17 protein-coding genes, 2 tRNA genes and 4 rRNA genes are annotated in these 25950 nt (G+C 59.5%); 18 read left to right on the top strand and 5 right to left on the bottom strand.

Features of this window, described 5'->3' with window-relative positions; translation table 11 throughout:
* The 11 genes from ilvN (at position 1) to rrf (IEC33019_RS23210) (ending at position 10159) form a co-directional block, all read left to right on the top strand.
* Positions 1 to 492 carry an acetolactate synthase small subunit gene (ilvN, locus tag IEC33019_RS23260; RefSeq protein WP_003250040.1) on the top strand — a complete coding sequence of 164 codons (492 nt, stop codon included), beginning with the start codon at positions 1 to 3 and terminating at the stop codon, positions 490 to 492.
* A 58-nt stretch (positions 493 to 550) separates the two neighbouring features.
* Positions 551 to 1567: a ketol-acid reductoisomerase gene (gene ilvC, locus IEC33019_RS23255; RefSeq protein ID WP_043215774.1), complete on the top strand. Its 1017-nt coding sequence runs from the start codon at positions 551 to 553 to the stop codon at positions 1565 to 1567.
* Between the two features lie 153 nt (positions 1568 to 1720).
* Positions 1721 to 2572: a CDP-diacylglycerol--serine O-phosphatidyltransferase gene (pssA, locus tag IEC33019_RS23250; RefSeq protein ID WP_043215775.1), complete on the top strand. Its 852-nt coding sequence runs from the start codon at positions 1721 to 1723 to the stop codon at positions 2570 to 2572.
* Positions 2573 to 2649: 77 nt separating this feature from the next.
* The gene (gene msrP / locus IEC33019_RS23245) at positions 2650 to 3663 is read left to right on the top strand and encodes a protein-methionine-sulfoxide reductase catalytic subunit MsrP (protein WP_070092276.1); all 1014 of its coding nucleotides are present in this window, start codon (positions 2650 to 2652) and stop codon (positions 3661 to 3663) included.
* Positions 3663 to 4271, top strand: coding sequence for a protein-methionine-sulfoxide reductase heme-binding subunit MsrQ (gene msrQ / locus IEC33019_RS23240; protein WP_099593952.1), 609 nt, complete (start codon positions 3663 to 3665; stop codon positions 4269 to 4271). The genes msrP and msrQ overlap by 1 nt, the downstream gene beginning before the upstream one ends.
* Before the next feature lie 497 nt (positions 4272 to 4768).
* Positions 4769 to 6305, top strand: a 16S ribosomal RNA gene (locus IEC33019_RS23235).
* A gap of 85 nt (positions 6306 to 6390) precedes the next feature.
* Positions 6391 to 6467: transfer RNA gene (locus tag IEC33019_RS23230), tRNA-Ile, on the top strand.
* A gap of 22 nt (positions 6468 to 6489) precedes the next feature.
* Positions 6490 to 6565 (top strand) — tRNA-Ala (locus IEC33019_RS23225).
* A 234-nt stretch (positions 6566 to 6799) separates the two neighbouring features.
* Positions 6800 to 9690: ribosomal RNA gene (locus tag IEC33019_RS23220) — 23S ribosomal RNA — on the top strand.
* A gap of 128 nt (positions 9691 to 9818) precedes the next feature.
* Positions 9819 to 9934: ribosomal RNA gene (rrf, locus tag IEC33019_RS23215) — 5S ribosomal RNA — on the top strand.
* A gap of 109 nt (positions 9935 to 10043) precedes the next feature.
* Positions 10044 to 10159, top strand: a 5S ribosomal RNA gene (gene rrf, locus IEC33019_RS23210).
* Together the 16S, 23S and 5S rRNA genes with 2 tRNA genes alongside form the textbook arrangement of a ribosomal RNA operon.
* 56 nt (positions 10160 to 10215) lie before the next feature.
* Here the strand turns inward: rrf (IEC33019_RS23210) and IEC33019_RS23205 are convergent.
* The 5 genes from IEC33019_RS23205 to IEC33019_RS23185 form a co-directional block, all read right to left on the bottom strand.
* Entirely contained in the window at positions 10216 to 11397 is a 1182-nt protein-coding gene (locus IEC33019_RS23205; protein WP_070093697.1) for a PepSY-associated TM helix domain-containing protein, read from the bottom strand.
* Positions 11398 to 11481: 84 nt separating this feature from the next.
* Positions 11482 to 13968 (bottom strand): TonB-dependent siderophore receptor, encoded by a 2487-nt coding sequence (locus IEC33019_RS23200; protein WP_081337497.1) that lies wholly within the window; start codon positions 13966 to 13968, stop codon positions 11482 to 11484.
* 100 nt (positions 13969 to 14068) lie between these two features.
* Positions 14069 to 15028: a FecR domain-containing protein gene (locus tag IEC33019_RS23195; RefSeq protein WP_070093695.1), complete on the bottom strand. Its 960-nt coding sequence runs from the start codon at positions 15026 to 15028 to the stop codon at positions 14069 to 14071.
* A 4-nt stretch (positions 15029 to 15032) separates the two neighbouring features.
* Positions 15033 to 15533, bottom strand: coding sequence for a sigma-70 family RNA polymerase sigma factor (locus IEC33019_RS23190; RefSeq protein WP_070093694.1), 501 nt, complete (start codon positions 15531 to 15533; stop codon positions 15033 to 15035).
* 116 nt (positions 15534 to 15649) lie between these two features.
* Positions 15650 to 16342, bottom strand: a complete 693-nt coding sequence (locus IEC33019_RS23185; protein WP_070093693.1) for a GntR family transcriptional regulator — start codon at positions 16340 to 16342, stop codon at positions 15650 to 15652.
* A 539-nt stretch (positions 16343 to 16881) separates the two neighbouring features.
* Here IEC33019_RS23185 and bcsE point away from each other — a divergent pair.
* Genes bcsE through bcsB form a run of 7 tightly spaced genes read left to right on the top strand, consistent with a single transcriptional unit; the run spans position 16882 to position 25949 of the window.
* Positions 16882 to 18372, top strand: a complete 1491-nt coding sequence (bcsE, locus tag IEC33019_RS23180) for a cellulose biosynthesis protein BcsE (RefSeq protein ID WP_070093701.1) — start codon at positions 16882 to 16884, stop codon at positions 18370 to 18372.
* Entirely contained in the window at positions 18369 to 18542 is a 174-nt protein-coding gene (gene bcsF / locus IEC33019_RS23175; protein ID WP_070093692.1) for a cellulose biosynthesis protein BcsF, read from the top strand. The genes bcsE and bcsF overlap by 4 nt, the downstream gene beginning before the upstream one ends.
* A complete protein-coding gene (bcsG, locus tag IEC33019_RS23170; RefSeq protein ID WP_099593950.1) occupies positions 18535 to 20145 on the top strand; it encodes a cellulose biosynthesis protein BcsG in 1611 nt (536 codons plus the stop codon). The genes bcsF and bcsG overlap by 8 nt, the downstream gene beginning before the upstream one ends.
* Complete coding sequence (gene bcsR / locus IEC33019_RS23165) at positions 20142 to 20360, top strand: cellulose biosynthesis protein BcsR (protein WP_070093690.1); 219 nt, start codon at positions 20142 to 20144, stop codon at positions 20358 to 20360. The genes bcsG and bcsR overlap by 4 nt, the downstream gene beginning before the upstream one ends.
* Positions 20357 to 21064 carry a cellulose biosynthesis protein BcsQ gene (bcsQ, locus tag IEC33019_RS23160; protein WP_070093689.1) on the top strand — a complete coding sequence of 236 codons (708 nt, stop codon included), beginning with the start codon at positions 20357 to 20359 and terminating at the stop codon, positions 21062 to 21064. Before bcsR ends, bcsQ begins: the two co-directional genes overlap by 4 nt.
* A complete protein-coding gene (gene bcsA / locus IEC33019_RS23155) occupies positions 21061 to 23673 on the top strand; it encodes a UDP-forming cellulose synthase catalytic subunit (protein WP_070093688.1) in 2613 nt (870 codons plus the stop codon). The genes bcsQ and bcsA overlap by 4 nt, the downstream gene beginning before the upstream one ends.
* On the top strand, positions 23670 to 25949 hold the full coding sequence (gene bcsB / locus IEC33019_RS23150; protein WP_081337495.1) for a cellulose biosynthesis cyclic di-GMP-binding regulatory protein BcsB: 2280 nt from the start codon (positions 23670 to 23672) through the stop codon (positions 25947 to 25949). Before bcsA ends, bcsB begins: the two co-directional genes overlap by 4 nt.
* The last annotated feature ends 1 nt before the right edge of the window (position 25950 follow it).

Raw genomic sequence — 25950 nt, 5'->3', positions numbered from 1 at the left:
ATGCGGCACATCATTTCCCTGCTGTTGGAAAACGAACCCGGTGCCTTGTCTCGCGTGGTCGGCCTGTTCTCCCAGCGCAACTACAACATCGAAAGCCTGACCGTGGCGCCGACCGAGGATCCGACTCTGTCGCGCCTGACCCTGACGACCGTTGGTCATGACGAAGTGATCGAGCAGATCACCAAGAACCTGAACAAGCTGGTCGAAGTGGTCAAACTCGTCGATCTGTCGGAAAGTGCTCACATCGAGCGCGAGCTGATGCTGGTCAAGGTCAAGGCCACCGGCGCCCAGCGCGCCGAGATCAAGCGCACCACGGATATCTTCCGTGGCCAGATCGTCGATGTCACCGCCAGCGTGTACACCGTGCAACTGAGCGGCACCAGCGATAAGCTGGACAGCTTCATCCAGGCTATCGGCACCGCGTCGATCCTGGAAACCGTGCGCAGCGGCGTTACCGGCATTGCCCGTGGCGACAAAGTGCTCAGTATCTGAATACGCATACAAGAATCAGTGATGGCTCCGTGGAGCCGAGATATAACAGGGGTATTTCATGAAAGTTTATTACGACAAAGACTGCGACCTTTCCATCATCCAGGGCAAGAAAGTCGCCATCATCGGTTACGGCTCCCAGGGTCACGCCCAGGCGTGCAACCTGAAGGACTCCGGTGTGGACGTTACCGTCGGTCTGCGTAAAGGTTCGGCTACCGTTGCCAAGGCAGAAGCCCACGGCCTGAAAGTGGCTGACGTTGCCACTGCCGTCGCCGCTGCCGACCTGGTCATGATCCTGACCCCGGACGAGTTCCAGGGCGCCCTGTACAAGAACGAAATCGAGCCGAACATCAAGAAGGGCGCTACCCTGGCCTTCTCCCACGGCTTCTCGATCCACTACAACCAGGTCGTTCCGCGTGCCGACCTCGACGTGATCATGATCGCGCCGAAGGCCCCGGGCCACACCGTTCGCTCCGAGTTCGTCAAGGGCGGCGGCATCCCTGACCTGATCGCTGTCTACCAGGACGCCTCGGGCAATGCCAAGAACGTTGCTCTGTCGTACGCTTCGGGCGTCGGCGGCGGCCGTACCGGCATCATCGAAACCACCTTCAAGGACGAAACCGAAACCGACCTGTTCGGTGAGCAGGCCGTTCTGTGCGGTGGTACCGTCGAACTGGTCAAGGCCGGTTTCGAAACCCTGGTCGAAGCTGGCTACGCGCCGGAAATGGCCTACTTCGAGTGCTTGCACGAGCTGAAGCTGATCGTTGACCTCATGTACGAAGGCGGTATCGCCAACATGAACTACTCGATCTCCAACAACGCCGAGTACGGTGAGTACGTCACCGGTCCAGAAGTCATCAACGAAGAATCCCGCAAGGCCATGCGCAACGCTCTGAAGCGCATCCAGGACGGCGAGTACGCGAAGATGTTCATCTCCGAAGGCGCCACCAACTACCCATCGATGACCGCCAAGCGTCGCAACAACGCCGCTCACGGCATCGAAGTCATCGGCGAGCAACTGCGCTCCATGATGCCTTGGATCGCGGCCAACAAGATCGTCGACAAGACCAAGAACTAAGTCTTGCGTCGGTAACATGAAAAACGCGGCTTCGGCCGCGTTTTTTCGTTTATGCGGCCTGCTTCTGGTATAAAGCGACCAGTGGCTTGCCGTCAGAACCTGTTTCGCAGGCCCGTGTCGAACATTTTCCACCCCAGTTGCAAGGTACTTTTCATGAGCGAACGTCCCGAAGAGCCGAACAAGCCCTCCGACGCCGAAAGCCTGCTACCTGTCGATGAGCATATTGAAGAAGGGCATGACGCCGAAGGGCGCAAGGTCCGTCACCGTGGCATCTATCTGCTGCCCAACCTGTTCACGACCGCCAACCTGTTTGCCGGTTTCTACTCCATCGTCAGCTCCATCAGCGCCCACGGTTACCTCAGTGCGGGTGACCCGCGTGAAGCGAGCAAGTACTTCGCCTTCGCCGCGATCGCCATCTTCGTGGCCATGGTCCTTGATAGCCTCGATGGTCGCGTTGCTCGGATGACCAATACCCAGAGCGCCTTCGGTGCCGAGTACGACTCGCTGTCGGACATGGCGGCCTTTGGTGTTGCGCCTGCCTTGCTGGCGTTCGTCTGGGCGCTGGGCGACATGGGCAAGGTCGGCTGGATGGTCGCCTTCATCTATGTCGCTGGCGCGGCTTTGCGCCTGGCGCGCTTCAACACCCAGGTCGGTACTGCTGACAAACGCTACTTCATCGGCCTGGCCAGCCCGGCTGCCGCCGGTGTGGTCGCTGGTACCGTGTGGGCCTTCAGCGACTATGGTATCCAGGGCTCCAAGCTGTCGTTCCTGGTCGCCTTGTTGGTGGCGGCTGCCGGCATGCTGATGGTCAGCAACATCAAGTACAACAGCTTCAAGGAGCTGGACCTCAAAGGGCGTGTGCCTTTCGTGGCCATCCTGGCTGTGGTGCTGGTGTTCGCGGTGGTGTTCAGTGACCCGCCTCGAATCCTGCTGCTGATCTTCCTCGGCTATGCGATTTCCGGTCCGGTGCAGTACCTGCTGCGCGGTCGTCGCCGCAAAAGCTGACGATGATTTAATGCTGGAATAACCCTCCGGCTCCATAGTCTTACAGGTACATCCGTTGCCTGTGCTGTGGAGCCGTCATGCTTATCAAGTCCCCCAGGTCGTCCGACTGTAAAGCGTCGGAGATCACTCCCGAAAGCCTCTATCTTTCCAGGCGTACAGTGCTTGGTGCTTCCTTGGCGGGGCTGGCCCTTGGCGCATTGCCGCGGGCCGGCTTGTCTGCCGAAGCGTCGCGCTACGCCGATGCCACGCCAGGTGCCGCGCCGGCCTGGTTCACCGACAAGCTCGCGTCTGCGCGTTGGCAGGCTGTGACGGTCAGGGGCGAGGCGATCACGCCGTTCAAGGACGCCACCCATTACAACAATTTCTATGAGTTCGGCCCTGACAAGGGAGATCCGGCTGCCAATGCCGGCGCGCTGAAGACCGAGCCCTGGAGCCTGGTGGTCGACGGTGAGGTGGCCAAACCCGGTCGCTATGCCCTCGAAGATTTCGTGAAGCCCTACCAGCTCGAAGAGCGCATCTATCGGTTGAGGTGCGTCGAGGCTTGGTCGATGGTCATTCCTTGGTTGGGCTTTCCGTTGGCGCAGGTGCTCAAGCAGGTCGAGCCAACCTCCAAGGCACGCTACGTGCGCTTCGAGACACTACAGGATCCGCAAAGCATGCCTGGGCAGCGGTCCGGCTTTGCCTTGATCGACTGGCCCTATGTGGAGGGGCTACGCCTGGACGAGGCGATGAACCCGTTGGCGATCCTGGCGGTGGGGATGTACGGTCGGGAGCTTGCCAATCAGAACGGCGCCCCGCTACGCCTGGTGGTGCCGTGGAAGTATGGATTCAAGAGCATCAAGTCCATCGTGCGCATGAGCCTGGTGGCGGAGCAGCCCAGCACCACATGGGAGAGTTTGGCGCCCACGGAATATGGCTTCTATGCCAACGTCAATCCGACGGTCGATCACCCCCGCTGGAGTCAGGCCAGGGAGAGGCGTCTGCCCAGTGGGCTGTTCAGTCCCAATGTGCGCGATACCCTGATGTTCAATGGTTACGCCGATGAAGTGGCGTCGCTTTATACAGGGCTCGATCTGCGGAAGAACTACTGATGCGTTATCCCTGGTTTCGCCTGGTCATTTTCCTGGTGGGGTGTGCGTTTCCCGGCTGGTGGCTATATGAAGCGGCGATGAGCCTGCTGGGGCCGGACCCTGGCAAGATCCTGGTGGACCGGCTGGGCCTGGGTGCATTGACCTTTCTGCTGGTGACCCTGGGCATGACTCCGTTGCAGCGACTGACAGGATGGCCGGGCTGGATCGTCGTGCGGCGTCAGCTGGGATTGTGGTGCTTTGCCTACATCGTGTTGCACATGACGTCCTATATGGTGTTCATCCTGGGGTTGGATTGGGGGCAGTTGGGCGTCGAGTTGCGCAAGCGCCCCTATATCATCGTGGGGGCGCTGGGTTTTCTTGGTCTACTGGCCCTGACGGTGACGTCCAATCGCTACAGTCAGCGACGGCTGGGTGCGCGATGGAAAAAGTTGCACCGGTTGGTCTATGTGATTCTCGGGTTGGGGCTGTTGCATTTTCTCTGGATCGTTCGCTCGGACCTTGAAGAGTGGGTGATATATGCGGCTGTCGGGGCGGTATTGTTGATTGTGCGAATACCGCCGGTGTGGCGCCGTGTCCCTCGTTTAGTGGGGCGGGGCAGGGCGATATGAAACTTTCTTGAAAATAAGTGTTGACGGGGTTTCGAATCCCCTTATAATGCGCCCCACTTCCGACGCAGTCGAAACGCAAAACTCCTTGAGAATCAACGAGTTGAACGATTCAGGTAGTAGCGGAAGGGCTTCGGTCTCCTGATCGGCAGCGGTGAAAAAGGCAGTTGACAGCAGGTTTTAACGCTGTATGATTCGCCTCCCGCTACGAGAGATCGCAGCGAGTTAAGCGGTTGAAGTTGAACGGGGTTCTCGAAAAAACTTCAAAATAAACGCTTGACAGACTTAGAGGAAAGCGTAAAATGCGCGGCCTCGGTTGAGCAAAGCGCTTAACCAAATCGCTCTTTAACAATCGAATCAAGCAATTCGTGTGGGTGCTTGTGAGTACGGACTGATAGTCGCCAAGATTATCAGCATCACAAGTGGCCATGCGAGAAATCACATAGTCATTTGAGATTGCTGAGCCAAGTTTAGGGTTTCTTAAAAACCCAAGCAGTATTGAACTGAAGAGTTTGATCATGGCTCAGATTGAACGCTGGCGGCAGGCCTAACACATGCAAGTCGAGCGGATGACGGGAGCTTGCTCCTTGATTCAGCGGCGGACGGGTGAGTAATGCCTAGGAATCTGCCTGGTAGTGGGGGACAACGTTCCGAAAGGGGCGCTAATACCGCATACGTCCTACGGGAGAAAGTGGGGGATCTTCGGACCTCACGCTATCAGATGAGCCTAGGTCGGATTAGCTAGTTGGTGAGGTAAAGGCTCACCAAGGCGACGATCCGTAACTGGTCTGAGAGGATGATCAGTCACACTGGAACTGAGACACGGTCCAGACTCCTACGGGAGGCAGCAGTGGGGAATATTGGACAATGGGCGAAAGCCTGATCCAGCCATGCCGCGTGTGTGAAGAAGGTCTTCGGATTGTAAAGCACTTTAAGTTGGGAGGAAGGGCAGTAAGTTAATACCTTGCTGTTTTGACGTTACCGACAGAATAAGCACCGGCTAACTCTGTGCCAGCAGCCGCGGTAATACAGAGGGTGCAAGCGTTAATCGGAATTACTGGGCGTAAAGCGCGCGTAGGTGGTTCGTTAAGTTGGATGTGAAAGCCCCGGGCTCAACCTGGGAACTGCATCCAAAACTGGCGAGCTAGAGTATGGTAGAGGGTGGTGGAATTTCCTGTGTAGCGGTGAAATGCGTAGATATAGGAAGGAACACCAGTGGCGAAGGCGACCACCTGGACTGATACTGACACTGAGGTGCGAAAGCGTGGGGAGCAAACAGGATTAGATACCCTGGTAGTCCACGCCGTAAACGATGTCAACTAGCCGTTGGAATCCTTGAGATTTTAGTGGCGCAGCTAACGCATTAAGTTGACCGCCTGGGGAGTACGGCCGCAAGGTTAAAACTCAAATGAATTGACGGGGGCCCGCACAAGCGGTGGAGCATGTGGTTTAATTCGAAGCAACGCGAAGAACCTTACCAGGCCTTGACATGCAGAGAACTTTCCAGAGATGGATTGGTGCCTTCGGGAACTCTGACACAGGTGCTGCATGGCTGTCGTCAGCTCGTGTCGTGAGATGTTGGGTTAAGTCCCGTAACGAGCGCAACCCTTGTCCTTAGTTACCAGCACGTTATGGTGGGCACTCTAAGGAGACTGCCGGTGACAAACCGGAGGAAGGTGGGGATGACGTCAAGTCATCATGGCCCTTACGGCCTGGGCTACACACGTGCTACAATGGTCGGTACAGAGGGTTGCCAAGCCGCGAGGTGGAGCTAATCTCACAAAACCGATCGTAGTCCGGATCGCAGTCTGCAACTCGACTGCGTGAAGTCGGAATCGCTAGTAATCGCGAATCAGAATGTCGCGGTGAATACGTTCCCGGGCCTTGTACACACCGCCCGTCACACCATGGGAGTGGGTTGCACCAGAAGTAGCTAGTCTAACCTTCGGGAGGACGGTTACCACGGTGTGATTCATGACTGGGGTGAAGTCGTAACAAGGTAGCCGTAGGGGAACCTGCGGCTGGATCACCTCCTTAATCGAAGACATCAGCCTGCTGATGAGCTCCCACACGAATTGCTTGATTCCTTGAAGAAGACGATGCTGTAACGCGACCCTGTTATAGGTCTGTAGCTCAGTTGGTTAGAGCGCACCCCTGATAAGGGTGAGGTCGGCAGTTCAAATCTGCCCAGACCTACCATTAGCTTGGTGCAGATGACTACGGGGCCATAGCTCAGCTGGGAGAGCGCCTGCCTTGCACGCAGGAGGTCAGCGGTTCGATCCCGCTTGGCTCCACCACTTGCCGTTACCTGCAGAACTTAGAAATGAACATTCCGGTGTGAATGTTGATTTCTGACTTTTGTCAGATCGTTCTTTAAAAATTCGGATATGTGATAGATAGACTGATGACCACTTTCACTGGTGGGCCATCAGGCTAAGGTAAAATTTGTGAGTTCTGCTCGTAACTGAGCAACATGCGAATTTTCGGCGAATGTCGTCTTCACAGTATAACCAGATTGCTTGGGGTTATATGGTCAAGTGAAGAAGCGCATACGGTGGATGCCTTGGCAGTCAGAGGCGATGAAAGACGTGGTAGCCTGCGATAAGCTTTGGGGAGTCGGCAAACAGACTGTGATCCAGAGATCTCTGAATGGGGGAACCCACCTAGGATAACCTAGGTATCTTGCACTGAATACATAGGTGCAAGAGGCGAACCAGGGGAACTGAAACATCTAAGTACCCTGAGGAAAAGAAATCAACCGAGATTCCCTTAGTAGTGGCGAGCGAACGGGGACCAGCCCTTAAGTTGGTTTGAGATTAGTGGAACGCTCTGGAAAGTGCGGCCATAGTGGGTGATAGCCCCGTACACGAAAATCTCTTGTCAATGAAATCGAGTAGGACGGAGCACGAGAAACTTTGTCTGAACATGGGGGGACCATCCTCCAAGGCTAAATACTACTGACTGACCGATAGTGAACCAGTACCGTGAGGGAAAGGCGAAAAGAACCCCGGAGAGGGGAGTGAAATAGAACCTGAAACCGTATGCGTACAAGCAGTGGGAGCCTACTTTGTTAGGTGACTGCGTACCTTTTGTATAATGGGTCAGCGACTTATATTCAGTGGCGAGCTTAACCGAATAGGGGAGGCGTAGCGAAAGCGAGTCTTAATAGGGCGTTTAGTCGCTGGGTATAGACCCGAAACCGGGCGATCTATCCATGGGCAGGTTGAAGGTTAGGTAACACTGACTGGAGGACCGAACCGACTACCGTTGAAAAGTTAGCGGATGACCTGTGGATCGGAGTGAAAGGCTAATCAAGCTCGGAGATAGCTGGTTCTCCTCGAAAGCTATTTAGGTAGCGCCTCATGTATCACTCCAGGGGGTAGAGCACTGTTTCGGCTAGGGGGTCATCCCGACTTACCAAACCGATGCAAACTCCGAATACCTGGAAGTGCCGAGCATGGGAGACACACGGCGGGTGCTAACGTCCGTCGTGAAAAGGGAAACAACCCAGACCGTCAGCTAAGGTCCCAAAGTCATGGTTAAGTGGGAAACGATGTGGGAAGGCTTAGACAGCTAGGAGGTTGGCTTAGAAGCAGCCATCCTTTAAAGAAAGCGTAATAGCTCACTAGTCGAGTCGGCCTGCGCGGAAGATGTAACGGGGCTCAAACCATGCACCGAAGCTACGGGTATCACTTAGGTGATGCGGTAGAGGAGCGTTCTGTAAGCCTGTGAAGGTGAGTTGAGAAGCTTGCTGGAGGTATCAGAAGTGCGAATGCTGACATGAGTAACGACAATGCGAGTGAAAAACTCGCACGCCGAAAGACCAAGGTTTCCTGCGCAACGTTAATCGACGCAGGGTTAGTCGGTCCCTAAGGCGAGGCTGAAAAGCGTAGTCGATGGAAAACAGGTTAATATTCCTGTACTTCCAGTTATTGCGATGGAGGGACGGAGAAGGCTAGGCCAGCTTGGCGTTGGTTGTCCAAGTTTAAGGTGGTAGGCTGAAATCTTAGGCAAATCCGGGATTTCAAGGCCGAGAGCTGATGACGAGTTGCCTTAAGGCGACGAAGTGGTTGATGCCATGCTTCCAAGAAAAGCTCCTAAGCTTCAGATAACTGGGAACCGTACCCCAAACCGACACAGGTGGTCGGGTAGAGAATACCAAGGCGCTTGAGAGAACTCGGGTGAAGGAACTAGGCAAAATGGCACCGTAACTTCGGGAGAAGGTGCGCCGGCGAGGGTGAAGGACTTGCTCCGTAAGCCCATGCCGGTCGAAGATACCAGGCCGCTGCGACTGTTTATTAAAAACACAGCACTCTGCAAACACGAAAGTGGACGTATAGGGTGTGACGCCTGCCCGGTGCCGGAAGGTTAATTGATGGGGTTAGCGCAAGCGAAGCTCTTGATCGAAGCCCCGGTAAACGGCGGCCGTAACTATAACGGTCCTAAGGTAGCGAAATTCCTTGTCGGGTAAGTTCCGACCTGCACGAATGGCGTAACGATGGCGGCGCTGTCTCCACCCGAGACTCAGTGAAATTGAAATCGCTGTGAAGATGCAGTGTATCCGCGGCTAGACGGAAAGACCCCGTGAACCTTTACTATAGCTTTGCACTGGACTTTGAGCTTGCTTGTGTAGGATAGGTGGGAGGCTTTGAAGTGGGGACGCCAGTTCTCATGGAGCCATCCTTGAAATACCACCCTGGCAACCTTGAGGTTCTAACTCAGGTCCGTGATCCGGATCGAGGACAGTGTATGGTGGGTAGTTTGACTGGGGCGGTCTCCTCCCAAAGAGTAACGGAGGAGTACGAAGGTGCGCTCAGACCGGTCGGAAATCGGTCGTAGAGTATAAAGGCAAAAGCGCGCTTGACTGCGAGACCCACACGTCGAGCAGGTACGAAAGTAGGTCTTAGTGATCCGGTGGTTCTGTATGGAAGGGCCATCGCTCAACGGATAAAAGGTACTCCGGGGATAACAGGCTGATACCGCCCAAGAGTTCATATCGACGGCGGTGTTTGGCACCTCGATGTCGGCTCATCACATCCTGGGGCTGAAGCCGGTCCCAAGGGTATGGCTGTTCGCCATTTAAAGTGGTACGCGAGCTGGGTTTAGAACGTCGTGAGACAGTTCGGTCCCTATCTGCCGTGGACGTTTGAGATTTGAGAGGGGCTGCTCCTAGTACGAGAGGACCGGAGTGGACGAACCTCTGGTGTTCCGGTTGTCACGCCAGTGGCATTGCCGGGTAGCTATGTTCGGAAGAGATAACCGCTGAAAGCATCTAAGCGGGAAACTTGCCTCAAGATGAGATCTCACTGGGATCTTGAATCCCCTAAAGGGCCGTCGAAGACTACGACGTTGATAGGTCGGGTGTGTAAGCGCTGTGAGGCGTTGAGCTAACCGATACTAATTGCCCGTGAGGCTTGACCATATAACACCCAAGCAATTTGCTTCTGCAGATTGCGGTGGTGAAGACGAAAGAACCGAAAGTTCGCAACCACAAAGATCACATATCCGAATTGGCTGGACTGTTCACAAGACATTTCGGCAACCGAATTTCTTGACGACCATAGAGCATTGGAACCACCTGATCCCATCCCGAACTCAGCAGTGAAACGATGCATCGCCGATGGTAGTGTGGGGCTTCCCCATGTGAGAGTAGGTCATCGTCAAGATTCATTTCGCAAAACCCCTATCTGCGTGAGCAGGTAGGGGTTTTGTCTTTAAGTAGAAACACCAGAAATTCGCCGGCACGTCTGAAGGACGGGCCAGCACACAGAATTTCTTGACGACCATAGAGCGTTGGAACCACCTGATCCCATCCCGAACTCAGCAGTGAAACGACGCATCGCCGATGGTAGTGTGGGGCTTCCCCATGTGAGAGTAGGTCATCGTCAAGATTCAAATCCAAAGCCCCTGTTCGCGCTGCGAACAGGGGCTTTGTCTTTCCTGGCCTTCAAATGGCTGCTTTGCGTAAGCTGCCGCTACGCCGTGCTTGTAGCTTGCGCCACCAGATGTACACCCCGGTGATCGACAACACGGCGATCAGCACGCCTAGAATCGCAATCAACACCTGTCCCATGATCCCGATGATGCGTCCGCCATGGATGGGAAGCTGCAAGCGATAGAACTGTTCACCTAGAGTGCCTTGTCCGGCTATTTCCTGACCTATCAGCTGGCCATCGGTACCGTTAAAGAACAACCAGGACTTACCATGGGCCTCGGTATCATGCCGGCCAAACCCCGCGCCATAGAAGTTGTACTCGAAGCTGTAGTAGAGCTCGCTGATCGGCGCGCTTAGCCCCAGTCTTGCGCCTTCCTCCTGCGCGCGCTGATACGCCTGTTGATAGGTCAACTGGGTCACGCCCAGGGCTTGCTTGGGCATCGCTCCCCGGGCTTCATAGACACTTGGCTCAACAGGCGAAAACAACGACACGGCGGGCTTGAAGACCTGCGCCGGTAGGTTCATCGCCACGCTGCTGACGGCGATAGGCAACAACAGCAACCACAGCCATAAACCGCTAGCCCTGTGGATATCCATGTTCAGCCGATAGGCATGCCCGCCCTTGATCTTCCAGGCGGTGCTCCACTTGCGCCAGAACGGCCGACCACGTGGCAGGGTGAGCAGTACGGCGATGAAGCAATCCATCGTCCAGAGGATCGCTACCACGCCCATCAGCACAATTCCCCAGTTGCCCGGCAAGGTCAGGCTGTAGTGCAGTTCCAGAATGAACGGCATGAAGTTCTCGCGCGAGAAGCAGCATTCTCCCCAGTACCGCTTGCCCAGCGTCTCGCTGCTGACCGGATCGAGATAGAAGACTGTGTTTTTCTCATCAAAGGGCTGGCCGGATTGGGGATCGTTGCGCGCAACCATGGCCAGCAGCGCGGAGTGCCCCGGCTCTTGTGGATATTCCATATACCAGACTTGCAGCCGCGGGTATTGCGCCTGCAACTTATCCACAAGCGCTCCTGGTTGTTTAAGTGCTCCGGTGGCGGTTGCCTCATAGAAGCCTGGGTTCAGCCACTCATCGAGTTCGTGATGGAAGGCCAGCACACTGCCGGTCAGGCCGGCGAGAGCAAGAAACGCCGCCGTGGCCAGGCCAAGGTAGCGGTGCAGCAGGACATAGAGTCGACGCATTGATCAGGGCTCCAGGAAAACGCCGGAAACGAAAAAGCCAGCACCTGAAATCAGGCGCCGGCTTCGAACACGGAAATGGAAAGGTCAGAACTGGTAGCTGACCGTGGCGCTGACATTGCGTTCTTCGCCCATGTAGCAGTAGTTCAGGCTCGCACAGGAGGCGACGTACGATTCGTTGGTCAGGTTGTTGGCATTGAGCCGCAGATCCATACCCTTGAGCCCAACCTTGCCCAGGTCATAACCGATCGAGGCATCGAACAAGGTATAGGAGGGTACCTTCATGCTGTTTTCTGCATCGACCCAGCTGTAGCCCACATAGCGCACGCCGCCACCCAGGCGCAGACCATCGAGCTGACCCTTGAGGAAGTCGTAGTCAGCCCACAGCGAATACATCTGTTCCGGTGCCTGAGTCGGCGAGTTGCCCTTGTTGTCCAGGCCTGGAGTCACCAGGCTCGGCATCGATTTGGCGTAGTCGATGTCGGTGTAGGTGTAACCACCGATGAGCTTGAGGTTGTCTGTCACCTGCACATGGGCTTCCAGTTCTAGCCCTTGGGAGCGCACCTCGCCCACCGCGCGGTAGAACTCTTCATTCGGCTGCTTGGAGGCCAGGTTTTCCTGTTCGATGCGGAACACCGAGGCGGTGAACAAGTTGTCCGTGCCGGGCGGCTGGTACTTGATACCGGCCTCCCACTGCGTGCCTTCGGTCGGCGCCAGTGGACGGCCATTCTGGTCGGACACAGTGTTGGGGTTGAACGACTCGGAGTAGCTCACATAGGGCGCGATGCCGTTTTCGAACAGGTACAGCACGCCCGCGCGGGTGGTGAATTTGGAGCGATCGTCGTTGATCTTGGTATCGGTGTCGCGATTCTCCTCGGACACCTTGACCCAATCCTGGCGCAGGCCAAGGGAGAAACGCCATTGGCCCAGATCGACCAGATCCTGCAGATACACGCCGGTCTGCTGCAGGCGCCGCAGGTAGTTGTTTTCGCCAAGGACCTGAAGGTTACCGTTGCCATAGTGTGGGTTGCCGGCATCCAGTGGGTCGACGGTGCCATAGCGCCAGGTCACATCGGCCTTGCGCCGCTGGTAATCCGCACCGAGCAAAACAGTATGTTTGGCCGCACCCGTGAAGAATTCCGCCTGGAGCATGTTGTCGACGATGAATGAATGCAGGCGTTCGTCGCCGCCGGTATAGGCGCGCTTGAGGGTATTGCTGGTGGCGTCCGCCCATCCGGCCGAATAGACCTGGTCCATCGACACATCCGAGTCCTGATAGCGGAAGTTCTGACGTGCCGTGAAGATATCGTTGAAGCGGTGCTCGAACTGGTAGCTGAACGACTGCTGGGTGCGCTCGTAGTTGTCGATGTCCGGCTCGCCCTCGAAGAAGTGGTCGGACAAACGCAGGCCGTTGCGCGGATGTAGCATGCCGTCCGCCGGGTTGCCACCGTGATAGCCGCCATTGGGGTCGTGTTGCAGGTTAGCCTGCAAGGTCAGCGAAGTGTCTTCGTTGAAGTCGATACTGACCGCAGGCGCGATCGCGTAACGCTCTTCCTTGTTGTGGTCGAATTGAGTGTCGGAAGCGTCCGCAAGGCCGGTCAGGCGATAGGCGATGCGTTTGTCGTCATCCAGTGGGCCGCTGAAGTCGAAGCCCATGCCGCGCTGGCCCTGGGTGCCGACCGTGGCCTGGACCTGGTGGTAGGGATCGAACAGCGGTTTCTTGGTGGTCAATGCCACCAGCCCGCCTGGCGAGCTGCGGCCATACAGCACGGAGGAGGGCCCTTTGAGGATGTCGATGCGCTCGAGGAAATACGGGTCCACCTGCATGGTGCTATAGGTGCCGTTATCGCCCATGGACTTCAGGCCGTCCACGTAGATGTTATCCACAGACCCATCGTTGAAGCCACGCATGGCCACGTAATCGTAGCGATGGGTCGCGCCATAGGGGTTGGTCAATACGCCGGGGGTATAGCGCATGGCCTGGGCAACGGTCTGGGAGCCTTGGTCATCCATCTGCTGTCGGGTGACCACCGAGACCGACTGGGTGGTTTCCAGGATCGGCATGCTGGTCTTGGTGGCCACTTGGCTATGAGTGGCGTTGTAGCCCTCCATGCTGCCCAAGGCATTGCCCAGGGTGAAGCTGCGAATGTCGGTGCTTGGCAGCGACAGGGCGGCATCCTCCGGCTGCGCACGCAACACATAGTTGCGCCCGTCCTGGCTGGCAGCTTCCAGTCCGCTGCCATTGAGCAACTGACGCAGCGCTTGGTCGGTGGAGTACTGCCCTTGCAGGCCTGGCGATTGCAGCCCGCCCGTCAACTGAGGGGTGCTCGACAAGGTGATGCCCGCTTGGCGAGCGAACTGGTTGAGCACGTCATCCAGGTTGCCGCCAGGGATCGCATACGGCTGGCTCATGCCCACCGGACCGACGGCCAGAGCGTGCGAGGGAGCGCCCACGAGCCCGAGGGTCGTACCAAGCACAGCGGCACGTATGGTCCGGCTGAGTAAACCGGAATTCAAGAGAGGTCGAAACTCATTCTTATCGAAAGCGTTCAGATGAGACGGGGCGTCTGGCATGGAAAAGTCCGTGGATTCGGTGAGGGCTGAAGGAGTCGCTTACTGTCCTAGCCGGACTCGCAGGAAAAACCCGCCAGAAAAATCCGCAGAAAATGAAAACTCAGGCCAGCCGTTCCAGGCGGACCCACCAACGGGTGCGTTGGCGAATGAGTACCGGGAGTGTCTGCGGCAGTAATTGCAGCAGTTTGTCGGTGTCCTCCAGGCGGAACACACCAGACAGCCGCAGGTCAGCGACATCATCGCTGCAACCCAGGTAGCCGTGACGATAGCGGGCCACCTCCGTCAGGAAGTTGTCCAGACGCATGTCCCGGGTGACGATCAGTCCCTCGGTCCAGGCGCTGGCATCCATGGGCTGCTGTTGTAGCAGCTGCGCGCCCTGAGCATCCGCGCGCCAGGCCTGGCCAGGGGTGATCCAGTGCAATGTAGCGTCACCGGGGCGATGCAGGGCTACTTGCCCCCGGCTGACACTGATACGCGTGCAATCGGCGTCCTGGCGCACCACGACCTGAGCGTCGAAGCCTTCGAGCAGGGTGTCGCGGGTCTGGATCAGCATTGGGCCCTGTGCGGCATTGCAAGTGAGCATGAGTTCGCCCTGGCGCAGGCGGATGAGCCGTTGTCGTTCGTCGAAGGCCAGGTCCACGGCGCTGCGGGTGTTGAGCTGCAGCAGCGAGCCGTCCGGAAGCGCAATGCGGCGGCGCTCGCCCGTGCCTGTGGCGTAGTCCGACGTCCAGTTGCTCAATGCCTGTAGGTCCTTGCCCAGCCACGCGGCTGACCCCACCAGGGCGACACCGCCAAGCAGCTTGAGCGCTTGGCGACGGTGCAAGCGATGTTGGCTGGTCTCCAAGGTCTGCAGCGCGACATTGGCGCCTGCGATGGCGCGCAGATCGAAATCTTGGAGCAGGCTTACGACCCGCTGCCAGGCCACTTCATGCGCCTGATCGGCGTTACGCCATTGCTCGCATTGCAGCTGCAGCACAGGGGCATGGCCACTATCGCGTAGACGCAAGAGCCACTGGATGGCCTGTTTGACCACCTTGGGCGAAGGCGGGCACGCGCCCATCGGGTCATGGCTCATCGTCATAGCGCAACAGGTAGCAGTGGTATAGCGCGTCTGCCACATGGCGTTCGACGGAGCGCAGGGAGATGCCCATCTGTTCGGCGACCGCCTTATGGCTCAGCCCTTCGCAGTGGGCCAGCAGGAAGGCGCGACGGACCTTGGGCTTGAGGCCATCAAGCATGCGCGCAATACGCTCGAGCAGCTCCAGCATCAGTTCGCGGGTTTCAGCCGAGGGTGCCTCGGCCTGTGGCAGATTGGCCAGCGCTTCGAGATAGGCGCGTTCGAGCTCTTCGCGTCGCCAGTGATCGATGACCAGGCCCCGCGCGACAGTACGTAGGAAGGCACGAGGGGCATTGAGTTCCAGATGATCGCGTTGGAGCAGACGCACGAAGGTGTCATGGGCGAGGTCAGCGGCATCGGCGGCATTGCCTAGCTTGCTGCGCAACCAGTTGTGCAGCCAGCCGTGATGATGGCTGTAGAGCGTATGCACGGAATCTCTGAAGGACATGGAGGCGCGTTGTGATGACTATATATGAATGATAATTAGTCTCATTGTTGGCGGGCTGGAATTATTTTGCAACTGCCTTGAGCGGTGTCCGCGTCCTGGGGCCTTGGCTCCAGACGTCAGCGGGCCGACTGGCTGTCCAGGTAGGCGCGGATGGTGCGCGATGCGTTGTTCAGGTGCCGCTCCAGCACACTGACGGCTTCCTCTACCTGCTTTGCGCTGGCGGCATCGACCAAGGCGATGTGATCGTCCTGGGTCAGCTTGCCCAAGCCCATCGAGGACAGATGAAAGCGCAGGAAACGTTCTTCCTCATTGAGCTCGATCTCGATCATGCGCAGCAACTTCTGGTTGCGCGCCTTGCTGTAGAGGGTCATGTGCAGCAAGCGATTGAGTCGGCCGATCTCGGCGTGGCGGGTCTCGTTTTCCAGTTGCTGGATGTAGCCGCGCGCCAGGGCGATGTCTTCTGGTTCGAGCAGGGGGACCGACTGGCGTAGCGCTTCGGCTTCGAGCATGACCCGCAACTCATAAGTATCGACTGCATCCTCACCGATCAGCGGGGCAACCACAGCGCCCTTGTGCATCACCACCTGCAATAACGATTGCGCCTCCAGTTGCCGAAGGGCCTCGCGTACGGGCATGCGGCTAACGCCGAACAGCGTAGCGATCTCCTGCTGGCGCAGGGCGGTACCTGGCGGCAGGCGACCGTCGACGATGGCGCTGCGCAGACGCTCTTCGATCACGCTGCGTGCCAGATGCGCTGGCACCTGCTCGTCGCCCAGCACAGTTTTCAGAAGTCGGGGTTTTTCGGCCACGTGGGCGTCTGCCTTGGTAAAAATTGGATCCAATAACACTAGAAAGTGGCGAAGGGGGTGTCAAACCAACGCGATGACAGGCGCTGAGCCGAATGGCGGGGCGCGAAGAGGGCTATCGTGAAGGAAGTCCCCCGGTAAGGGAAGCGCTACTTTGTTTGGGGAAAAATCCGCTCAATTTAGCGATTTTTCAAGCTTGAATGGGCATGAAACGCAAGCGTTTGCGCAGTGCGATTTCAGGAGAGTTGTGATGATTGTCACAGGGACGCAATGAAACTTGTTTCCTGTGAATCGGCGTCTAGGCTGTCTGGAACAGGCGTGCTGGATTGGCATCCGAGAATGCCGACGAGCGAATTGACACTATCCATTGGGGCTGCTGTACAATTGACGCTTACGAAGCTGTGCTCTTTGGTCTGATGGTTTTTTGACGCTTTGCATTCTGACAAAGTGCACCGATATTTTTGATCTCCGACAAATGGATGTGCGGCATCTATCGGTAAAACGTCGGTCCTGATTTCAGAGTCATAGTTTTGGCGAAAATCATTCCTTCTTTGGCCATACCCGGCCTGAGCGCCGAGCATTGCCAGTTCCACGCCCAAGGGCTTTACTGGGTGGCCTGTGACACGGCCGAAGACGCAGGCGCGATTTGTCGTCAGGTGATCGAGGCCATGGCTGTCGATGCCAAAGCGACGATGATCGACAGCGCTCAAGGGCTTCGTGAAATCCTCGACGGGCTTGCTCCGGACCGTGGGCCGCGGCAGCTCGCCTTGTACGAGGCCCAGCCCCGAGCCGCGCGCCATCTGGCCCAAGACCTGCCGCGCATCGATCCGACCGGTCGAGTGATCGTGGTCCGCGTACCGGCGGCGGATTGGGACGACAGCGACCTCGGGAACTGGTGCCGCGAGATGGCTGACAGCCTTCGTGATGCCGGCAGTATTCTGTTGATGGTCAGCGAAGGGCAGAGTGTCTGGCTGCTCGAGCAACTGCGTACCCGTAACCAGGACCTTGATGGGCTGGCGCAGCTCTATCGTGGCCAGGGGGGCGTGCGTTACCTGTTGCATTACTGGCGCAATGCGCTGGGTGTCGTGGGTACCGAAGATATCGAATTGACGCGCCACACCGGCGGTTTCGTGCTCGCCGGCCGCCCTCAGCCGCTGGCCGAGACCGGCGGCGACGAACTCCTTTTCCTCGCCCAGCGGCAGGTACTGGAAGGCGCGCCAGCCTTTTCCGAGCACTGGCAACTGTTCGACAGCATCAGCGAACTAGGCACCAGGGCTGGTGTGGCGGTATCGGCCACGGTGATCTTCACCATGGACGGCGGACAGCGTCTGGACGTTCTCGCGCGGCAACTGCACACCCTGCGCCTGTTGCGAGGCAATGCATTGAAACTGGTGGTGCGCGAAATGGCACCGACCCTGCGCTATCAGGACGAGCAATTGCTGCTGGCCTGCGGTGCCAGCTTGATCGTGCCTTTCGGTGCCAGCCTTTCACGCTTCCTGACTCAGGTCGACAGCATCCAGGGCTACACCTGGCGTCGCCGCCTGCCGGCTGACTTCGATGCCCTGCTGGCTCGTCTTCGGCCGCTGCAGATATCGGGCCTGGTCTCACCGCGTGCCTTTGCCGATGCCGTGCTGCAGATGTGGCAGGGCATGCGCAACGGGGAAATCGTCCACCAGTTGCTGGTGCTACGTCCCGCCCCTGGGCTGTCCTCCTTGCAAGCGTGTTCACGCAGTATCTTCCGCCGTGACGGGGATATCGCCTGCGTGGTCGACGACATGCTGTACCTGTTCCTGTTCGCCTGCCGCGCCGAAGGTGTCGAGCAAGCGCTGGATCACATCTTTCAACTGTCCTGGCGGGAGCTGTTCATCGGCCGGGAACTGCTTGTTACGCCTGAAAGCCTCGGTGCGCCGGCATTCATGGATGAGACGCAGCCGGTGGCTCCGGTTGCGGATGCGGCCAGCGTGCCAATGTCCAAGGTCCGTGCCGTGTTGCAGCCAAGGCCCATATCGCTGCCACGACGAGGCAAGGCATGAATTTCGAGCAACTGCTGCAAGTCATCGGCATCAGTGCGCTTGGCACGCTGATCCTGGCGTTCGCTCTGCTGCGCCTGAAAACCTGGGTGCAGGGCTGGTTGAAGCACCGTTTGCCGCCACGTCACATGAAAGCTGCGGGCGTGCGTCGACGCGGGGAGAAGCATGAGTAATTCGATAGTCATTGCCCACCCACTGTCCCGTTGGCCGGGTCTGGGCGCCTGGAACCTGTATTTCCTGGCGAAGTTCGTCATGCTCGCCGCGGGTCTGCTCGACTTCCAGCCATTGCCCAACCTGCTGTTCGCCGCGTTCCTGATGGTGCCATTGCCAGGGCGCTGGTTACGTGTCGTGCGGCAACTGGTGGCCGTGCCGATCGGCGTCGCCTTGTTCTATCAGGACACTTGGTTGCCGCCATTCGAGCGTCTGCTCGCGCAGCCCGGTGTGCTCGATTTCACGCCTGACTACATGCTGGAACTGCTGGGCCGCTTCATCAACTGGCATTTGATGGGTGCCCTATTGTTGACGGTAGTGGGCTATTTCTACCTGAGACACTGGCTGCGCCTGAGCACCTTGAGCGTGGTCGGGTTGTTGTGGCTGGCCGTCAGCGGATTGCCGTCGATCACCCCAGTGACCTCGCCTCAGGTCGTAACCGATGCCGCCAAGCAGGAAGCAGCCGCTGTGGCGGCAGACGATGCCACGCTCAATGCCAAGTTGGACAGCTTCTTCGACCGCGAGCGCCAGCGGGTCACCGCCTTCCCGGTGGTCAAGCCCGATGAGCAACCCTTCGATCTGTTGGTGATCAACGTCTGCTCCCTGGCCTGGGACGACCTCACCGCTGTTGGCCTGCATGAAAACCCGCTGTTCTCGCGCCTGGACGTGATCTTCGACCAGTTCAACTCGGCCACCTCGTACAGTGGCCCGGCCGCGATCCGCGTGTTGCGGGCCAGCTGTGGCCAGCCCTCGCATGAAATGCTCTACAAGCCGGCGCCCGATCAGTGCCTGCTCTTCGATAACCTCGCCCGGCTGGGCTTCGAGCGCGAGACGCTACTCAACCACAGTGGCCATTTCGACAACTTCCTGGGTGACATCACCAGTCAGCACATGCCGCAGCCGGCGCTCTCGAGCACTGACTTCCGCCGCTCGCTGGTCGGCTTCGACGGCTCGCCGATCGCCAGTGATCTGGAGGTGCTGCAAGGCTGGTGGGGGCGCCGCCAAGCGTCGGGAGCAGCGCATGTCTCGCTGTTCTACAACACCATCAGTCTGCATGACGGCAACCGCATAGTGACTGCTGATGGGGGAACCCGTATGGCGGACTACAACACCCGCGCGACGCGTCTGTTCGATGACCTGGGCAAATTCCTGGATGAACTGCAACGCAGCGGTCGCCGAGTCGTCGTGGCGATCGTACCGGAGCACGGCGCGGCGCTGCACGGCGACCGTATGCAGCTGCCCGGCATGCGCGAAATCCCTACGCCATCGATCACCCATGTGCCTGTAGGGCTCAAGTTCATCGGCATGGATCAACCAGGCCGGCGCGAGCCTCTGCATGTCTCGGCGCCCACCAGCTACCTCGCCCTGTCCGAACTGGTATCGCGCGTCTATGCCAACCAGGGAGCCGGCCAGGTCCTGGATTTGCCTGGCGTGCTGAAAGATTTGCCCACCACCGAACACGTCGCTGAAACGTCCGGCGCCCAGGTAATGGATTTCCAAGGCACCAGCTACATGCGTCTGCAAGGCCAGCCGAACTGGCAACCGATCCCGAAGGAGAGCAACTGATGACAAGGAAAGCAGATCCCGCTGATCGCAGTGATGACATCGCTCGGTTGCGTCAGCATCTGGATATGCCCGAACTGAACTACCAGGACATTTCCTTGATGGTGGGTGTGCGCGAGGCCCTGCGGCGCTGGCCATTGCTGGGGGAAAGCTGCGCGAAGTCCATGAGTGACCTCGCCCAGGAAATAATCCCGGCGCCCAAGGCTACCGCGCGATGACCAGCCTCGCGCTGCACGGGTTGCGTGGCGGCCTGGGGCGTAGCTCCGTGCTCGCCGCGCTGGGGCATGCCCTGCGGGAGTTGGGTGAGCGGGTGCTGCTGGTCGACCTGTGCCCGGAAAATCTGTTGGGTCTTCACTTCAACCTGCCGCTGGCTGGCTGTGACGGCTGGGCCTGTGCCGAGCTGGATGGGCGTCCCTTTGGCGAGCAGGTCTACGAAGTGTTCGATGGCTTGTGCGTGATGCCGTTCGGCGAGGTGGGCGAGTCGGCCCAGGCGAGGCTGATCGGTGCGCTCGACCCCGGCCTGTGGAGCGCGCGCCAGGCGCAATTGGCCAGTCACTTCGACTGGTTGCTGTTCGACTTGCCGTCGGCGGGCGCTCTGCGCGAGGTGGAGGTGGATGTGCGGGTGCTGGTCGCGGAAGCTGAAATGACCAGTCACATACTGCTGGAGCGTCAGACGGCGGAGCGCTTCGATCTGCTGCTGGTCAACCGTTACGACCCGGCGAGCCGCTTGCAGAGCGATGTGCTGATGGTCTGGCGCAAGCTTTATCACAGCCGCCTTTCGCTGCAGGTGGTACACCGCGACGAGGCGTTCGTCGAAGCCCTGGCGTGCAAGGCACCGGTCGGCCATTACGCTCCCCAGAGCCTGGCCTCCCGTGACGTGCAGAGCCTGGCTGTGCGCTGCCTGACGAGGCGTCGATCGTGAAACTGTCGCCGGCCAATGCCTACCACTACTACTCCGACCTAGGTGCGGCGCGCCTGACTGCGCTGGTGTTCACCCTGGGCACCTGGCTGGCCTTCCTTCTGCTGCGTCTGGAGTCCCCGGCCTGGCAAGCGCTGTTGGCTGATCGGCGGCGGCTGTTCCCGCAACTGGCTGGCAAACCGCCGACCTTGGGCGACCCATTTCGCTTGCTGATCCAAGGTGCATGGTTGTTGATCCGGCACGAGCCGCAACCGCGCAAACCGTCCGCGCTGGCCCGTGGCTGCCGCGCCCTGTTTGACGCCGGAGCCGCCCTGCTGCAACGCCTGCGTCGCGTTCGCTTGCACATGGTCGAGAAGTTGCGGCGGGTGCCCAGCCAGGTGCGCACCAGCACTTGGCAGCGTAACGCCGCCCAACGGCTGCGCGGCCTGAGCAAAGGCGCCCGGCGCGCATTCTACTTCGTCCTCACGGTGTGCGCCCTGGGCCTGGCGCTGCTGTGCGTGACGGAGCCATTCGGCTATCTGGCCCAGCTGGTGTTCATCCTGCTGCTGTGGGGCATCGCCATGCTGGTGCGCCACATGCCCGGTCGCTTCCCTACGCTGATGCTGGTCATCCTCTCGACGATCATTTCCTGCCGCTACCTCTGGTGGCGCTATACCGCCACGCTGAACTGGAACGACACCCTGGACCTGGTCTGCGGGTTGACCCTGCTGATTGCCGAGACCTATTCCTGGTTCGTGCTGATCCTGGGCTACATCCAGACCTGCTGGCCATTGGAGCGCAAGCCGGCGAACCTGCCGGAGCAACTTACCCAGTGGCCGACCGTGGACCTGATGATCCCCACCTACAACGAGGATCTCTCGGTGGTACGCACCACCGTGCTCGCGGCGCTGGGCCTGGACTGGCCGCGCGAGCGTCTACGCATCTACCTGCTCGACGATGGCCGCCGCGATAACTTCCGCGCCTTTGCCGAGGAGATGGGCATCGGTTACATCGTGCGTCCGGACAACCGGCACGCCAAGGCCGGTAACCTCAATCATGCCCTGGGGGTCACCGATGGTGAGTTGGTCGCGATCTTCGACTGCGACCATGTGCCGGTGCGTTCTTTCCTGCAGATGACGGTGGGCTGGTTCCTCAAGGACCCACGCCTGGCGCTGGTGCAGACACCTCACCATTTCTTCTCGCCCGACCCGTTCGAGCGCAACCTGGGCACCTTCCGCAACCGCCCCAATGAAGGCGAGTTGTTCTACGGCCTGATCCAGGATGGCAACGACATGTGGAACGCGGCCTTCTTCTGCGGCTCCTGCGCCGTGTTGCGGCGTACCGCCCTGGAAGACATCGGCGGGTTCGCCGTCGAGACCGTGACCGAAGACGCCCATACCGCCCTGCGTCTGCACCGCCATGGTTGGAACTCCGCCTACCTGCGCCTGCCGCAGGCGGCCGGACTGGCCACCGAAAGCCTGTCGGCGCATATCGGCCAGCGAATTCGCTGGGCGCGCGGCATGGTGCAGATTTTCCGTACCGACAACCCGTTGTTCGGTCGTGGGCTGAGCCTGTTCCAGCGGGTGTGCTATGCCAATGCCATGTTGCACTTCCTGGCCGGCCTGCCGCGTCTGGTGTTCCTGACCGCGCCGTTGGCGTTCCTGCTGTTGCACGCCTACATCATCTACGCCCCGGCGCTGATGATCTTGCTCTACGTGCTACCGCACATGATCCACGCCAGCCTGACCAACTCACGCATGCAGGGCAAATACCGGCGAACCTTCTGGGGCGAGGTCTACGAGACAGTGCTGGCGTGGTACATCGCACGGCCCACCACGGTGGCCCTGTTTGCGCCGAAGAAGGGCAAGTTCAACGTCACCGCCAAAGGCGGTTTGATGGAGGAGAGCCAGTTCGACTGGCGTATCGCCCAGCCTTACCTGTTGCTGGCGGTGCTCAATTTCGTCGGGCTCGGGTTCGCGGTCTGGCGCCTGTTCACCGGTCCGACCGAAGAGATCGGCACGGTCATCGTCAGTTCGCTCTGGGTGACCTACAACCTGTTGATCATCGGCGCCGCGACGGCGGTGGCCGCCGAGGTTCGCCAGGTACGGCGTGCGCACCGGGTGCAGATGCACCTGCCGGCCGCACTGGTCCTGGAGAATGGTCACGCCTACCCATGCACCTTGGTGGATTATTCGGACAGCGGCATCGGCCTGGAACTGGGCGAGGGTCTGGTGCCCAAGACCGGCGGCCGGGTGCGTCTGCTGCTCAGCCGAGGGGAGCGTGAATTCGCCTTCGATGCACGGATCACCCGTCGGGTTGGCCGCCACCTCGGCCTGACCTTCGATGAGCTGGACACACAGCAACGCATCGACCTGGTGCACTGCACCTTCGCCCGCGCCGACGCATGGCTGGCCTGGCAGGAGGCGCATCAGCACGACCGCCCGCTGCAAAGCCTGATCGATGTCCTGAAGCTCGGCGGCATCGGCTACCTGAGACTGCTCGAGTACGTTCCGGTGCGGCTATTGGGGCCGGTACGGCCGCTGGTCGTGCTGGCGCGCTGGCTGGCCACCTTCATGCCGCGCACCCCGCGGCCTCTCCCTTCCACGAATCTTTTGACCCGAGACGCATCATGACTCGTTACCCCGCACGTACCTGGGGCCTGGCGATGGCGCTGCTCGCCTGCGTGTTCCAGGCCACCGCCGACACCACCCCGTCCACCCCCGAGGCCGTTGCCGAGCCGGTGGTACCCAACTGGCCCGTGGCGAGAACGTTCGAGCAGCTCGGGCATCCGGCCGACACCCTGTTGCTCGGTGTGCGCAACAGCGAGCAGATCGAATTCGGCCTGCGTCGCGACCGACTCGCCACCGAGGCTGTCCTGCAGCTGGACTACACGCCCTCGCCGGCGCTGTTGCCGACCCTGTCGCACCTGCGCGTCTACCTCAATGACGAGCTGATGGGCGTGTTGCCGGTGGAAAAGGAGCAGCTTGGCCAGCGCGTCCAGCGTCAGTTGCCGCTCGATCCCAAGCTGATCAGTGACTTCAACCGGGTGCGCCTGGAGTTCGTCGGGCACTACGCCGACATCTGTGAAGACCCGGCGCACAGCGGCCTTTGGCTGAACCTCAATCGCAAGAGCGAGGTTCACCTGCGCGAGCAAGCCTTGGCGATGGAAAACGACCTGGCCTTCTTCCCGTTGCCGTTCTTTGACGTGCGCGATACCGGCAAGGTCGACCTGCCGGTGGTCTTCGCCGCCAGCCCGACGTTGGGCGAACAACGCGCCGCCACGATTCTCGCGTCCTATTTCGGCAGCCAGGCGGGCTGGCGCAAGGCTACCTTCCCGGTGCTCTTCGACAGCCTGCCAGCGGCGGGCGACAAGCCCAAACCGGCGATCGTCTTTGCCAGCAACGAGCGTCGTCCGGCGTTCCTGGCCGATTTCGAGAAGTTCCCGCGGGTGGACGGCCCGGTGGTGCAACTGATCGACCACCCAAGCGATCGTTGGAGCAAGCTGCTGCTGGTGCTGGGCCGCAACGACGAGGACTTGGTCAAGGCTGCCTCGGCACTGGCGGTGGGCAACAACCTGTTCCGTGGCGACCGGGTGAAGATCGAGCAGATGAGCGATCTGCAGCCTCGCAAGCCATACGATGCGCCGAACTGGACCCGCACTGACCGCCCGGTACGTTTCGCCGAGCTGCTCGATTATCCGCAGCAGCTGCAGGTCAGCGGCTTGCAACCGAACGCGATCATCCTCGATGTGAACCTGCCGCCGGACCTGTTCGTCTGGCGCAACCAGGGCATTCCGCTGCGCACGCTGTATCGCTACACGCCGCCAGCGGTCACCGACGAGTCGCGCCTGACTATCAGTGTCAATGATCAATACATCACCAGCATGCCCCTGGTGGGCAATGATCGTCGTGGCGGCACGCTCGAAGAGCTGCGTCTGAGTGTGCTGTCCAGCGACAGCACCGCGTTGAGCGAGCAGGCATTGGTGCCGGCGCTGAAGATCGGCGATCGCAACCGCCTGCGGTTCGACTTCAGCTTCGCCAGCAAGCTCGGCAGCTCCCAGCGCGACCAGTGCCAGACCTCCTTGCCGGTGGACGTACGCGCGGCCATCGACGAGAACTCCACCATCGACTTCTCCGGTTATCACCACTACATCGCCATGCCCGACCTGCGCGCCTTTGCCCGCAGCGGTTTCCCGTTCAGCCGCTTGGCCGACCTTTCCGAAACCCAGGTCTTGGTACCCGCCAAGCCGACACCGATGCAGGTGGGTATTCTGCTCGATGTGGTAAGCAACATCGCCGGTCAGGTCGGTTACCCGGCGCTGGGCATTCGCCTGATCGATGACTGGAAGCAAGCCGCTTCGGCGGACGCCGACCTGCTGGTCATCGGCACATTGCCCCAGGAGCTGGCCCAGGAACGCAACCTTGGCCTGCTGCTCAACGCACAGCGCGACTGGCTGGCGCAGGGACGTTCCACAAGCATGCCTGGTCGCTACCGGTTCGACACATCGCCCGTGCCGGCCAGCAGCCATGTGGCGATTAGCGCCCAGGCGCCGCTCGGCGCGATCACCGGGCTCAAGTCCCCCTTCCATGAGCAGCGCAGCGTGGTCGCCTTGCTGGGCAATACCGATGCCGACTATGCGCTGCTGCGTGAAGCGCTCGGCGATACCGGCAAGCTCGATGCGGTGGCCGGCTCTGTTACCCTGGTGCGGTCCAGTGGTGTGAGCAGCCAGTTCGTGGGCGAGCACTACTTCGTCGGTCAACTGCCCTGGTGGCTGCTGCTGTGGTTCCACCTGTCCGAGCAGCCGCTGTTGCTCGCGGTCCTTGCCACCATCAGCGTGCTGTTGTTCGCCTTCCTGCTGTGGCGCGCGCTGCGTTGGGCTGCCCGACGCCGGCTGGGTGAGGCTGACTGAT

This window comes from Pseudomonas putida, assembly GCF_002741075.1.
In the GTDB taxonomy this organism is placed as follows: domain Bacteria; phylum Pseudomonadota; class Gammaproteobacteria; order Pseudomonadales; family Pseudomonadaceae; genus Aquipseudomonas; species Aquipseudomonas putida_T.
This window is presented reverse-complemented; position numbering and strand designations above follow the sequence as displayed.

Excerpts from the sequence above, each read along its gene's own strand:
- ilvN (WP_003250040.1), top strand. The coding sequence starts at position 1 with ATGCGGCACATCATTTCCCTGCTGTTGGAAAACGAACCCGGTGCCTTG.
- ilvC (WP_043215774.1), top strand. The coding sequence starts at position 551 with ATGAAAGTTTATTACGACAAAGACTGCGACCTTTCCATCATCCAGGGC.
- pssA (WP_043215775.1), top strand. The coding sequence starts at position 1,721 with ATGAGCGAACGTCCCGAAGAGCCGAACAAGCCCTCCGACGCCGAAAGC.
- msrP (WP_070092276.1), top strand. The coding sequence starts at position 2,650 with ATGCTTATCAAGTCCCCCAGGTCGTCCGACTGTAAAGCGTCGGAGATC.
- msrQ (WP_099593952.1), top strand. The coding sequence starts at position 3,663 with ATGCGTTATCCCTGGTTTCGCCTGGTCATTTTCCTGGTGGGGTGTGCG.
- IEC33019_RS23205 (WP_070093697.1), bottom strand. The coding sequence starts at position 11,397 with ATGCGTCGACTCTATGTCCTGCTGCACCGCTACCTTGGCCTGGCCACG.
- IEC33019_RS23200 (WP_081337497.1), bottom strand. The coding sequence starts at position 13,968 with ATGCCAGACGCCCCGTCTCATCTGAACGCTTTCGATAAGAATGAGTTT.
- IEC33019_RS23195 (WP_070093695.1), bottom strand. The coding sequence starts at position 15,028 with ATGGGCGCGTGCCCGCCTTCGCCCAAGGTGGTCAAACAGGCCATCCAG.
- IEC33019_RS23190 (WP_070093694.1), bottom strand. The coding sequence starts at position 15,533 with ATGTCCTTCAGAGATTCCGTGCATACGCTCTACAGCCATCATCACGGC.
- bcsF (WP_070093692.1), top strand. The coding sequence starts at position 18,369 with ATGAATTTCGAGCAACTGCTGCAAGTCATCGGCATCAGTGCGCTTGGC.
- bcsG (WP_099593950.1), top strand. The coding sequence starts at position 18,535 with ATGAGTAATTCGATAGTCATTGCCCACCCACTGTCCCGTTGGCCGGGT.
- bcsQ (WP_070093689.1), top strand. The coding sequence starts at position 20,357 with ATGACCAGCCTCGCGCTGCACGGGTTGCGTGGCGGCCTGGGGCGTAGC.
- bcsB (WP_081337495.1), top strand. The coding sequence starts at position 23,670 with ATGACTCGTTACCCCGCACGTACCTGGGGCCTGGCGATGGCGCTGCTC.